This window comes from Clostridia bacterium, assembly GCA_026414765.1.
GTDB lineage: Bacteria > Bacillota > Clostridia > Acetivibrionales > DSM-27016 > SKW86.
Window position 1 is genome coordinate 1 of the sequence record JAOAIJ010000018.1, and the last position, 13,081, is coordinate 13,081.

Consider the following 13,081-nt stretch of genomic DNA (forward strand, 5'->3'; position numbering starts at 1 on the left):
TTGCCATAATTATTCAGAAACATGCATATCCAAATTATTGTGGCAAATAATAGTATTATTAAATTCTTCAGGTATAAAGGTTATGGTAACCAGCTATAGCTATTTATCAAAATAAATTTACACGAAATTTCTTATAGACCCTTTTCAACCTCATTTAATGTCTTACCATCGGATGTCTTCCAAGCTTCACGAGCATTAATTGATGTTCCAGTCACGAAGCATGCGGCTTCAGCAGGACTTCGTAAGGGTATATCTGATTGTAAAACCCCATCAGCGCTTATCTTTAGTGAAAAATGTTCTCGCGCTTTCTTTGCATGTTTTGGGCAGGATGACGATAGCTTCATTTTTATCTTGCTACCTTCGAAAAGCACGAAGCCATCACTTGTTCGCTGCCCCCTGGCATTACAGTTCCCCTGTTTGAGCTCAAAAATAACTTCTTGTACAGTAGTGCTAGAATCTTCGTCAGACTTCACAAGGGCTGATTGAGTAAGAGGTTCAAATACCTTATGACCTAAGGCACCCATTACAATCCTTGCATAATCAATGAATTCTTCAAGCTCACTTTCTTTTTCTTCGGTGACATGCCCTGAGTTTGGTTCTTTATCATTCTTCACAACACTTCTACTGGCATTTTTAGCCATGTTGCAGAAGCGATTTTCAAGATAGCTAATTTCGGTCGGTCCAAATGAATTATTTGATGTGGCAAATGCTACAGCTTCAGTCCAATAGTCTTTTTCTTGATTTTGAACGTGCTCTTTCAAACGAAGGAGGATTCCCTCACCGTTTTTTCTCACGCCTGCCTGCCCCACATAAACAACATCCTGACCTGTCTCATCAGAGATGCCAAAAAGGAAGTAAACCCCACTTTGCTTAAGAATAGTAATATCTTTACATTTATCTAGCTCAGTGCGAGGAATTTTATATGCAACGCCGGTCCAGTTGGCGAGAGTACACTTAATACGTCCGGTTGGGGTACCATCCATCAAAAATAGGTTTATACTTTTTCCACGTGTAGCCATATCTATTCCTCCAATGTTAGGGTTTCATGCAATAAAGCAGTATCGGTGTTTATACAACAAATTTTAACAGAAAGTATCCTAATAAAATAATTGAAAATAATCAAAGGGTTTCTACAATGATAAATCTATTTTCCTTAAATAAATATTATGTAAAAATTCGCCATATGTAAATAAAATCCTCTTATCGAGTGATTAAATTTAATACAGGCTTTATAATCATTGACTACAATACAACACTAACTTTGTTCAGCATGCTTATTTGAGCCATGATTATGATAATAGGAATCTAATTGATGGAAGCATTTACATAAATGTTTGGACATCTATTGTTATTGTTCGTTTCTACGACTATAATAGTATTTGAAAACTAACTTACTGTGAGGGTGATAAGATGGACTATATCACAGCAAAAGAAGCTTCAGAAAAATGGAGTATTTCAGAACGTCGGGTTCAGGTTTTATGTAGACAGGGTAAGATTCCTGGAGTATATCGTCTTGGTTGGGCGTGGGCAATACCAAAGGATGCTATGAAACCAAAAGATGATAGACATAAGAATATCAATGAGAGGGGTAAGGATGAATTTTAATATTGGACAAATGCAGATGAAAAAATAATTGGTTCGCCATAATAAAATAGCTGTATGGAAAATGGTTACTGCTTTAATCTGTTTGTAGCAGTAACTTCAGTAACAATGGGCTAGTAATATATAAGTTTCATGTAATGTAAAGAGTACAACATTGTTAAAAGTTTATATTAATGATAAAACTACCTGCCTCCAAGATGCTTGTCGTCCATGGAGGTGAGAAAAAATAAGGAGCTGGAACAATGATAACAAAACAAGCATTAGGAAATACCCTTTTTGGAATGGCAGATATCTTGAGAGACAAGGTCGAGGACTACAAGTCATACATCCTCTCACTTTTGTTTTTTAAAAGGCTTTCTGATAACTATACATGGGAAATTGAATACGGTTTACAGGAATTTAGGAAAGAGTTCGGTGTCGAACCAAACGAAAAGCAGAAACAGAAAATCATTGCCGATAAACATGACTTCATTATTCCAGAGGGATGTTTTTGGGAAGACGTACGAAAAGCCCCTCTTGATAAAAAAAACGATGCTTTAAATAAGGCGGTTAATAATATTGCGGATGCGAATGTTGCGCTTAAAGGAGTTATTAATACTGTACGATGGAATGAGCCATCACCTGATGGATCTGGTGGGAAAAAGCTTCATCCAGAAGTACTTAGTCTTCTTGTAAGCTATCTTGATGCGGTGGATTTAAGTAATCGCAATGCTTCAGTTGATGTTCTAGGCGATGCTTATGAGTATTTAATTAAAAGGTTTGCTGACGAAAATAAAGGGGGTACTACCGCGGGACAGTTTTATACTCCGCAAGAAGTAGTAGATATTATAGTTCGGTACCTTAAACCCCAAAAAGGTAACACCGTTTATGATCCGACCTGTGGCTCTGGTGGTTTTTTAATTAATTCTGCCAAATACATTAAAAGAACAACAGGGTCTCAAAAGAATATACGCCTTTTTGGACAAGAAGATGTCTGGAACACGTGGGCGATTGCAAATATTAATATGATCTTACATGGTCTCGATGCCTCAATAAAGAAAGGCGATACTTTAAGAGACCCCAAATTTACAGAAGAGGAAAATGATCTTGCGATTAGAACGTTTGATTTAGTTATGGCAAATTTCCCATTTTCACAAGAGAACTGGTGGAAAAATGGTGAACCCAAAAAAGATAAAAAAGGGAAAGCGGTTTTAAAGAATGATGGCTCCCCTCAATTAGAGTATCCAGGGAAAGAAGATTTTAACGATCCATATGATCGTTTTGAGTATGGAATTCCACCGTACTCAAACGGGGATTTTGCATTTTTACAGCATATAGTAGCTTCAATGAGTGAAAATGGAAAAGCGGGTGTGGTTTGTCCTCAAGGAGTATTATTCCGTGGTCAGCCAGAAAAAACAGAAGAGGAAGATGGACAAAACCGAAAAGCAGATGATGAATATTTAATTCGTCGTGGCTTCTTACAAGGATCAGTCAATAAAGATGGTGAGTTTGTTAGAGGAGTTAATATAATAGATGCAATTGTTGTGTTGCCGGGGAACCTTTTCTATGGAACTACAATACCGGGTTCAATTGTATTTTTCAATAAAAATAAACCGGAAGAGCGTAAAGAAAAGGTTTTGTTGGTTTATGCAGCTAAAGAAGGATGGTACAAAGAAGAACCAAATATGAATGTTTTGTTACCTCAGGACATTTTGCGAATTTCTACAATTCTTGAATCCTGGGGTGATATTGAAATAGCTAAAGAATGGATAACATCCCAAAAGGTACGACTTAGAGAACTCATTAAAGAAGAACTTGACTTTAAGAAAAGTGAAATAGAACTTGATACACAAGAAGACATTAAATTAGCAGAGGAAAAGCTACGAAAAGCAGAGCTGCAAGTAACAGTTAAAGAAGAAGAGGGCAAGAAGCCGACTAAAACAGAGTTGGGTAATTTGGAAAAAGCCAAAGATGCTTTTGGAAAATTAGTTTCCCTGAGAGAACAACGTATTATTGAGGCCGAGAGGCAAGCTGAAATGGAAAGAGCAGCTATTGATGAAGTTGAAGCCGAACTGATCAACATGCTTGCTGATCCTGAGATGCGTAAACGCTATTTTTCTATTGTTGATATGGAGGAACTGGAAGAGAATGAGTTCAACCTAAATATACCACGATATGTGGATACCTTTGAACCTGAGGAAGAGATAGATTTAGGTGAAGCGATCAAAGGCTTTAAAGCTGCTTTGCTGGAAGAAAGTGAAGTTGATGAGTTGCTTTCAAAGCTAATGGAGGTGATTCAAAGATGAAGGCTCTTCAGAAATTTACTAATGCAGGGATACCCAAAGACTGGACTCCGTTAAGGTTGAAAACGGTTTGTAATTTTAACTATGGAATCCCCTTGTCTGACTCAAATAGAGTAGATGGACCCTATCCTGTATATGGCTCGAACGGGATTGTTGGTTGGCACAATTCATATTTTGTTACAGGTCCAGGAATTGTTGTGGGCAGAAAAGGCACTGCAGGAGAAGTATCTTGGGTATTTGATAATTTCACACCGATTGACACTACATTTTATATCACTCTCAAAGACCAAACTAATAACATGAAATATGTATATTACCTGCTTCAAATTTGTGGTTTCGAGAAATTTTCTGGAGCAACAGGGGTTCCTGGTCTAAACAGAAACGATGCTTATAAATTAATAATTCCTATGCCGAAAGAGACTGAACAAAAAGCTATCGCCGAAATTCTTTCCAAAGTTGACCAAGCTATTGAGGTAGTTAAAAAAAGCATCAAGGTAGCAGATAAACTTAAAAAGTCTCTGATGCAAAACATACTCACTGGCAAGCTTAAGCCAGATGGTTCTTGGCGTAGTGAAGAAGAGTTTTATGTGGACGAGAAGTTTGGAAAGATACCTAAGGGATGGCACATAGTCAAAGGAAATAAAATTACATCAAAAATAACAAAAGGCCAATCGCCAAAATGGAAGGGCTTTGAATACCAACCTTCAGGTATACTTTTCGTTACAAGCGAAAATGTGCGAGATGGTTATATTGATGTATCTGAGCCCAAATTCCTACCAGTTGAATTTCATGAGAAGATCAAAAATAGCCAACTACAAAACGGAGATGTATTAATTAATATTGTTGGGGCGTCGATTGGTCGTTGTGCAGTTTATGATCTGAATATAGAGTTAGCTAATACAAATCAGGCAGTATGTGTATTACGAATAAATGATGATAATGATAGCAAGTTTATTTCTTATTATTTACAATCCGAGAAGACTCAAAGAAGGCTTTTGGGTTCTCAAGTTGAGACTGCACGAGCAAATTTGTCTCTTAGTGATTTTAGAAAATTTAAATTTATAATACCTGAAACAAAACATGAACAATTATTAATTGCTGAAGAAATAGAGAAGGTTAATTCTCTTATTGTCTCCAAACAAACCAAGATACACTCACTGAGAATTCTCAAAAAATCGCTCATGCAAAACCTCTTGACGGGTAAGGTGAGAGTGAATGTAGAAGAAATCAACCAATTACTGGAGGAGGTATAAGAATGAGTAAGTTATCAGAACTCAAAGGTGTAGAAAAACCGGTCACTGAATGGCTAACAAAGATGGGTTGGACTTTTAAGAGTAATGAGGACCTAAAGGCTTATAACCGACCATTTTCCAACCCAATCATAAGCCAGATTTTAGTTGAGAAGGTGGCAGAGTTTAATAGGATATCTATAAGCGTTGCTGAAACAGTGGTTGATCAGCTTCTTCAACACCTTAACAACCCAAGTCCAATTATTGGGAACGAGAACTTTCTCGAGAAACTCGTTAAGGGAATCACTCTTTCGATTGATGGAGAAGACCGAGATTTTCATTTTATCGACTTTGATAATATCTGGAACAACAGCATGATTGTTACCAACCAGTACTGGGTGCAAGGCTTTAAAATGGTGAAGACAGATATCGTCCTACTGATCAACGGTATCCCGCTCATACCTATTGAAGCAAAACAGCGTGCCCGAAAGGGAACAAACTGGATTGAAGGGGTAAGACAGTTTTCCACCTATGATCAGAGAGCGGACAAACTTTTTATGTGTCATGGATTTGGCGTTGCCTGCAATGGTCGTATAACCAAATACGGCATACCTGGTGCGTCATCTTCCTATTTTAATGAATGGAAAAGTACTGTCCTGGATACTACGCATGCAAACCCTATTCTTGATGAATCCAATGACCTTTGCAAAACCTATCTGAATGATGAAGATGGCTTTTATCACTTTGATGTGGAACGTCTGCCTAATGGCGAAGTGTTAGAAAGAATGAAGTTAGGAATTATCGGCTTGCTACAACCTGCGAGGGTCTTGGACATTATTAAAAACTTTCTGGTGTTTGAACGAACAGATGGTAAAATCATAAAAAAAGTAGCTAGATACCAGCAGCTTCGTGCTGCCAATAAAATAGTCCATCGAGTTGTTGAATCCGATTTGAAACAAGGTGTTATATGGCATACACAAGGTTCCGGAAAAAGCCTGACTATGCTATACACAGCTTATAAACTCCGCAACATTCCAAAGCTCAATGATCCGACGGTTTATATTGTTGTTGATAGAAAAGATCTTAAAGAACAAATTGGGGGCACTTTTGATGATTGTGAATTTCCTAACGCAAGACCAGTTTATAATATAGGAGATTTGAAGTACATAATCGATAATGCACCAGCAGGAGTATTTATAACGACAATTCAAAAGTTCCGAGAATTGGGAAATAGACAGGATAATAGAGATAATATCATCATTCTTATCGATGAAGCTCATCGAACACAGTATGGTGATTTTCAGATTGAACTTCAGAATGTACTTCCAAATGCTCGACGATTTGCCTTTACAGGTACTCCAATACCTAAAACTCATAAAGAATTCGGAGTTAAAAATGCCAAGGGAAATCAAGAGTATTACCTTGATAAGTATGGGATTAAGGATGCAATTGAGGATGGGGCGACCGTTCCTATTCGCTATACCTTCGGACCGCAGGAGTGGTTTCTTGACAAGGATAAGCTAAAAGCTGGCTATGAAGAAATTACAGCAGATTTAACTGAAGATGAAAAACGAATGGTTGAAAAAAGAGTACAGCCATGGAAAGTTTTTTTGAAACATGAGGATCGTATTGCGGTACTTGCTAAGGATATTGCTGAAGACTTTAGAAATGTCGTGGAACCTCAAGGATATAAAGCCCAGGTGGTAGCTTGTGACAAAGAGGCTTGTGTGCTCTACTATAATGAGCTTCTTAAATATTTTGATCGATCCGAAATAACTATTATTTTTTCTACTGGCAACTATGAAGAAGGGGAGAAGTATGAGTTATTTAAAGATCATTATAAAGAAGATAAGGAACGCCGTAGGCTAATTGCGAAATTTAAGAAACGTATCACACTGGAAGAACAGAGGGAAGGAAATAATCTTAAGATAATTATTGTTTGTAATATGCTTCTAACAGGCTTTGATGCGCCTATTGAGCAGACTATGTATCTTGATAGCCCAATTAGGGATCACAACCTTCTACAGGCTGTTGCAAGAACTAATCGACCATATGATGATAAGGTTTCCAAACTTTCTAAAGAATTCGGTAGAATAGTAGACTATGTCGGAGTGTTTGAAAATTATAAAGACGCATTGAATTATGACCCTGAAGATATTGGAGAGTTTGAGGATGTAGAAAGTCTGGTTCTTCAGTTCCCAAAAGTGCTCGATGATGCTTTTGAACCTTTTAAGGACATTAAGCTTGAGGATACATATGAGTGTTCTATGGCAATCGTCAGAAAGTTAACGGAATTAGATCAGGGTAAATTTGAGCAGTCTTATAAAGAGGTACTACAGTTGTGGGAATCAATATCACCACATCCGAGGCTCAGAGATTATCGTGAGAAGTATTTGTGGCTCAATGCAGTTTATGAGATTTACCTTGAGGAATTCAAACGTCTTGATTTTGAAGCGGAAGTGTATGCAGCGAAGACCCGTAAATTAATTCAGGAAAGTGCGCAGTTGATTGATTTCAAAGGGCATCTACCTGAAGTGAAAATTGATTCGAACTATTTGAATGAACTTAAGGAAACTAAGCTTTCTCCAACCGATAAGGCTGAAAAGATTATTCGCGATATTGAAACTGTAATCAGAAGAAACGAAGCGAATAGTGCAGTCTATATTGAATTCCAAAATAGATTAGACGAGCTTATTAAAAAGAAACAGGAAGAAAGTGATTCAATAGAGCAGTTAATACTAAAACTCAGCGAGCTTTATAGTGAATTAGACGATATTTCGACGCTTCCACAAAGAATGGGATTTGAGGATAGAGGCACATTTGAAATATTCACGCATATTAAAAATGCAAGGATAGAGAATTTTCATGAAGAAATAACCAGAGAGTTTGCAAAAGATGTTGTTGATTCTGTCATTCGGAAGAAGATATATATTGGCTGGCAGGATGTACCGAATGAAATAAATAGGCTACGAGTTAATATAGAAATCTTTGCAGCTGCAGATAAATACCAGCAATTGGCCATTGACGAGGATGCTCATTTAATGGATACAATCATGCTGAGTGTTGTCAAGCATTTTGGTTTGAGGTGATGATCTTGACCGAAGGTTATACATTAGAAAGAAAAAATATTAAACATGCGCGAATAAGAGTATCCGAAGATAAGCAAGTTAGGGTTTTGGTGCCGTATTCTTTTACAGATGAGGATATCTCAGCGCTTATGACGAAAAAATCAAAATGGATTTCTAAACAGCTAGCTTTTTTTGATAAGAAATCTCAAATTGAGTTGAATCGCAACCAATTACTATTCTATGGTAACAGGTATTCTTATTTTTACGACGAAACTTACAGTCGAAAAATAGTAATTGATCATAGCTTCAAAACGATTCGTGCAAAAAAGGATTTACTTGATCCTAAGATTCAAAAAAACTGGTATAAGAAAGAGGCACGTAAATACTTAGTTTCCAGAACTGAAGAGTTAGCGAAAAGCTTAAGTTTTTCGTATAAAGCTATTTATGTAAGAGATCAAAAGACTAAACTTGGGAATTGTTCTCAGGATGGAAACATATCTCTTAATTGGCGGCTAATCAAGGCCCCGACATTAGTTTCTGATTATATCATTATTCATGAGCTTGTTCATACTAGAATAATGAGTCATTCAAGCAAATTTTGGACTATGCTAAAGTCTTTGTATCCAGACTACAAGGATGCAATGAACTGGCTTGACAAGTATGGGAATAGTTTGTGATGAAAATTTCCTTTAAGCTGAAGGCAATTTTATTTTATTTCTGGTGACTTAGGAATAATATTGTTGAAGTCTAAGCTGTAGATAAAAGATGCCTATAGTAGATAACAAAAAAGAGATGAATTTAAAATTCTAATACAGAACAAATCCTTCTCTACGAAAGACTCCCTACCTAGGGAGTCTTTTTGATATAAAATTAATGTACGAACAAGTACGAAAAATATTGACATTCAAGCCATCATAAACTAGAATTATATTATAATGTACGAATGAGTACGATTATATAGAGGTGAAATAAAATGAAAGCTAACTTAATTGAAAATCTAATAATTTCGCATTGCATTGGGGATGAGAGTAAATTCTCAGATGCCGTTTATGAATTGATAAAAGATGAAGAAAAGAAAGGAAATGTTCCTTTAGCAACCCGTTTAAGAAAAGCATATGAAACAAAGCAAAAGACTAAATCGGAGCCTGAATTTAGTGTGAGTTCGGCCAATTTTACGCCTCAAGCAGCACAGGGAGTTACACCGAGAGATAAAGATAGTCTTTTGGAGCTGTACGAAATTGTACAACCAAATGTAAGGTTGGAAGATGTAATATTACCGGAAAGCCAGAAAAGTGCATTAGAACAGTTGATTGAAGAGCAAAAAAATGCTGAGGCTTTAAAGAAACATAACATTGAGCCAGCGAATCGATTACTGCTATGTGGTCCACCTGGTTGTGGAAAAACAATGACTGCATATGCCATAGGTCAAGCGTTAAGTTTACCCATTGCATATGTAAGATTAGACGGTCTTGTGTCATCTTATTTAGGCCAAACAAGCACAAATTTGAGAAAAGTGTTTGATTCTGTACGAAATCAGAGGATTATTTTATTTTTAGATGAGTTTGATGCAATCGCAAAAAAGAGAGATGATTCTAATGAACTTGGTGAATTAAAGCGCGTAGTTACTACACTACTTCAGAATTTTGATAATATGCCGAGTAATGTACTGTTAATAGCTGCTACTAATCATGAACATTTGCTTGATCCAGCAATATGGAGAAGATTTAATCTGACGATAACTATGGAATTACCTAACGAAGTACAACGATTAATATTACTTCAGAAATGGTTGAAAGAATATGCGATTGATGAAACCCTTGACTATGAGAATTTAGCAAAGATTACTGAAGGCCTAAATGGCGCACAAATAAAAGAACTTACTAAAGCTGCAGCTAAAAAATACTTTATTAGTAAAGAAATAAAAACAGAGGACGTTATAGCAATTTTTATTCAGCAACAAACGATGTATTCAGGAAGCAATGATGATGCTATAAAATTACTAAGTGAAATGAACAATAAGGGGGTATCCCTTAGAACACTGGCAAAAGCTATAGGTGTGACACATTCAACACTAGATTATAGAATTAAAAAGTATAGGGGGGAACAAATAGATGAGTAACGAAGATCAAAAACAACACTTGTGGATACCATTTGAGGAAGTCGAAGAAGTTACAAAAAAGCCCATGAAAATTACTGAAGATAGAGGGCTTGATTATGCACAGCATCAGTTTCGGATGGTACCATCCTTATAGGTGAACTGGCTAAAATTCTCAAAGGCAACGGTATGAACATCGGGCAGAATCGCTTATTTGAAAGACTCCGTCAGGATGGTTTTCTCATCAAGCGCAAAGGCACTGATTACAATGCACCGACCCAGAAGGCGATGGAGCTTGGATTGTTTAAAGTAAAGGAAACCGCTATTACCCATTCGGATGGCCATGTCACTATTTCAAAGACCACGAAGGTGACCGGTAAGGGCCAGCAGTATTTTATCAACTATTTCTTAAATGGAGGTAATGTCGATGGACAGGTTTAATGCGGAACACTACCCTGATCCAACAGCTGCCGATGCACTGGCGGCTGTTGCACGAGATGAAAAGGTAAAGGCAAGGAAGCCCTGCGTGTTCATCTGCTCTCCATTTGCTGGGGATACTGTAGCGAACACAATGAGAGCTATTCGGTACATGCGGTTTGCAGTGATGAAAGGTGCGATTCCCTTCGCGCCTCATCTGCTGTACCCACAAGTACTGGATGAAAACGATCCCTCTGAACGTGAGCGTGGTCTGGTTTTTGGAATGGTCTGGCTCGGCAAGTGCGATGAGTTATGGGTGTTCGGTAGCCACATATCAAATGGCATGGATCGCGAGATTGCTAAAGCAAAGAAAAGAGGTATTCCCATCCGACGTTTCAGCGATGCTTGTGAGGAGGTTTGCGAATGAAGATAGCAATCGGCAACAGCCGAATGGATAAAAGATGGAAAAACAAGGACATCTCGTGGGAGGAATTTAAGAACACCGTCCGTACTACAAGGCATATAACGATGTACTTAAAGAGTATGTGAAGACAGGTAAAATTTCCCTGACAAAAAGATATATACTTAGGTTCCAACCACAACCCATAATAAAGCTCTTTAATGATATTATGCAAAACAAATGGAGTTCAATCAATCACATTGCTAGTAATAGGAAAGAGGCCGAAGGTAATATTATAAATAAGCTAAAAGAACTGCGACAGTTAGATTTAATTGAAGGAAGCAATGAATCATTTAAACCAACAAATTTAGCTACTAAAGCTTATAATAAAATGAAGATTCCTGAGTACTTAAACGGCATAATGAAGCAAAACAGTATAGTTAGAGAAGTAATTAGCAAAGTAGCGGTTGAGAAGAAAATGCATTTAAATGCAGTTAAAGAACTCATAAAGAAGGAAATGCCATTCATTGATGCCAAAGATACTACATGGCTATTTTATGCAAGGGTTATAAGTGGGTGGTTAAAAGCCGTTAATATTTTGGCATATAAGGATAGTGTTTTGTTACCTAAACAAACAGGTGATGAAAGTATTGACTATTTAAATTCAACTGGGTTTATCCCTTCAATTTATATGCAGCAGTTAGGAAGATTTATTAATGTATTTGTTGGGTCAAAAGAACCTAAGAGCATTAAGCAGCTTTCGGAAGCCCTAGGCAGAAAATCAATTAATGGGGCTATAACAGATTCTAGTTTTCTTGGCCTTGTAGATATTGTTGCTAGAGGATATTACAAGTTAACAAAAGATGGAGAACGTTTCTGCAATATGGAAATAGATGAACGGCGTAAGTATATCTTTAGCAGGATTGATTCAATTGAACATATTCACAACTATATTAATGATATAAAATCAGGAATTGAGCAAGATTCTGCATTTGAAAAAATGGTAGAATCATTAGGTGGTAATAAATGGAGTGAAGAGACTTATAAATGGAAGCACAAATTAATTAAAAATTGGCTTATTTATTGTGGGATATTGAAAGATAGTAGAGGCCGTAAAAAAATGGTTAGGAGATTCCCGAATAGAACAGACTTGTATAATGATAGGAGCACACAAATGATCACCATAAAAAACACCCCAAACCTTACCGGAGTATCCATAAGCGGAGATTTAAATGACCTCTACAACCTTGTGGAGGCCTTACACGAAATCACCGTAAATGAATACTCCGAAAAACACCACCAATACATAAATATCTCCACCCGGGTTCTTGGGCTCTGCTATGACATCCGGCATGCCTACCAGGGAGACCGGAAGGTTGAGCTTGTTGACAACAACATGACCGAGGATAAAATGAAGTGGCACTCCATCATTGCTCCCAAAAATAACGTTTATTACAGCTGCAACTATCTCTACCCGGAGATGTTTTTCGTCATGCTTGCCTTGAATGCCCTTGTTGAACTTCGGATCAGGGATCTTACAAAGGCAAAGTACATCTTCAAAGAAGCAATGGACAAGAAGGTTATCTGGGATGAAACAATCGCAATCATCCGGCTTTTTCAGGCTGAATTTGTGAAATGTGTCAAAGGCACATTCACAGAGGCCACCTTTGCCAGATGGATGAATGTGATGAATAGTGATTATATAAGTATTGAAGATATTGCCGGACAGTATGTTGATTTGCTGAACATCAAATATATAGATATGACTAAGGAAAAGCGCCTCAAAAACCTGTCCTCTATTGCCAAGAGAATCGCAGAATTCAGATATGACAATGACCATAAGGAAATAAAGGAAGTTGTTACTGAGGCAGCAAGAGAACATCGGTGTGAACCGGGAGCAATTAAGCTGCAGGGGATTGAGTATCCTGAGGATTTTGAATGGTAAATTGATAGAAAACAGAGCTTGATTTTATTGGAAATGTAATATA

General features: G+C 37.2%; 11 protein-coding genes and 1 pseudogene. 11 read left to right on the plus strand and 1 reads right to left on the minus strand.

What is annotated here, in order from left to right; genetic code table 11:
• Positions 1-131 precede the first annotated feature (131 nt).
• The gene (locus N3I35_06255; GenBank protein ID MCX8129688.1) at positions 132-1,019 is read right to left on the minus strand and encodes a GIY-YIG nuclease family protein; all 888 of its coding nucleotides are present in this window, start codon (positions 1,017-1,019) and stop codon (positions 132-134) included.
• Positions 1,020-1,410: 391 nt separating this feature from the next.
• Between N3I35_06255 and N3I35_06260 the strand changes: the two genes are divergently transcribed.
• The 11 genes and pseudogenes from N3I35_06260 (at position 1,411) to N3I35_06310 (ending at position 13,038) form a co-directional block, all read left to right on the plus strand.
• Complete coding sequence (locus tag N3I35_06260; GenBank protein MCX8129689.1) at positions 1,411-1,605, plus strand: helix-turn-helix domain-containing protein; 195 nt, start codon at positions 1,411-1,413, stop codon at positions 1,603-1,605.
• A 239-nt stretch (positions 1,606-1,844) separates the two neighbouring features.
• Positions 1,845-3,887: an N-6 DNA methylase gene (locus N3I35_06265; protein ID MCX8129690.1), complete on the plus strand. Its 2,043-nt coding sequence runs from the start codon at positions 1,845-1,847 to the stop codon at positions 3,885-3,887.
• Positions 3,884-5,137 (plus strand): restriction endonuclease subunit S, encoded by a 1,254-nt coding sequence (locus N3I35_06270; protein ID MCX8129691.1) that lies wholly within the window; start codon positions 3,884-3,886, stop codon positions 5,135-5,137. The genes N3I35_06265 and N3I35_06270 overlap by 4 nt, the downstream gene beginning before the upstream one ends.
• A 2-nt stretch (positions 5,138-5,139) precedes the next feature.
• A complete protein-coding gene (locus tag N3I35_06275; GenBank protein MCX8129692.1) occupies positions 5,140-8,202 on the plus strand; it encodes an HsdR family type I site-specific deoxyribonuclease in 3,063 nt (1,020 codons plus the stop codon).
• Entirely contained in the window at positions 8,202-8,858 is a 657-nt protein-coding gene (locus N3I35_06280) for a M48 family metallopeptidase (protein MCX8129693.1), read from the plus strand. The genes N3I35_06275 and N3I35_06280 overlap by 1 nt, the downstream gene beginning before the upstream one ends.
• A gap of 296 nt (positions 8,859-9,154) precedes the next feature.
• Positions 9,155-10,300: an ATP-binding protein gene (locus N3I35_06285; protein ID MCX8129694.1), complete on the plus strand. Its 1,146-nt coding sequence runs from the start codon at positions 9,155-9,157 to the stop codon at positions 10,298-10,300.
• On the plus strand, positions 10,293-10,433 hold the full coding sequence (locus N3I35_06290; GenBank protein ID MCX8129695.1) for a hypothetical protein: 141 nt from the start codon (positions 10,293-10,295) through the stop codon (positions 10,431-10,433). Before N3I35_06285 ends, N3I35_06290 begins: the two co-directional genes overlap by 8 nt.
• Positions 10,412-10,717 (plus strand): annotated as a pseudogene (locus N3I35_06295) (phage antirepressor KilAC domain-containing protein). Before N3I35_06290 ends, N3I35_06295 begins: the two are co-directional and overlap by 22 nt.
• Positions 10,704-11,120: a DUF4406 domain-containing protein gene (locus tag N3I35_06300; GenBank protein MCX8129696.1), complete on the plus strand. Its 417-nt coding sequence runs from the start codon at positions 10,704-10,706 to the stop codon at positions 11,118-11,120. The pseudogene N3I35_06295 and the gene N3I35_06300 overlap by 14 nt, the downstream one beginning before the upstream one ends.
• Positions 11,117-11,242, plus strand: a complete 126-nt coding sequence (locus tag N3I35_06305) for a hypothetical protein (protein ID MCX8129697.1) — start codon at positions 11,117-11,119, stop codon at positions 11,240-11,242. Before N3I35_06300 ends, N3I35_06305 begins: the two co-directional genes overlap by 4 nt.
• A complete protein-coding gene (locus N3I35_06310) occupies positions 11,239-13,038 on the plus strand; it encodes an AAA-associated domain-containing protein (GenBank protein MCX8129698.1) in 1,800 nt (599 codons plus the stop codon). Before N3I35_06305 ends, N3I35_06310 begins: the two co-directional genes overlap by 4 nt.
• Positions 13,039-13,081 lie beyond the last annotated feature (43 nt).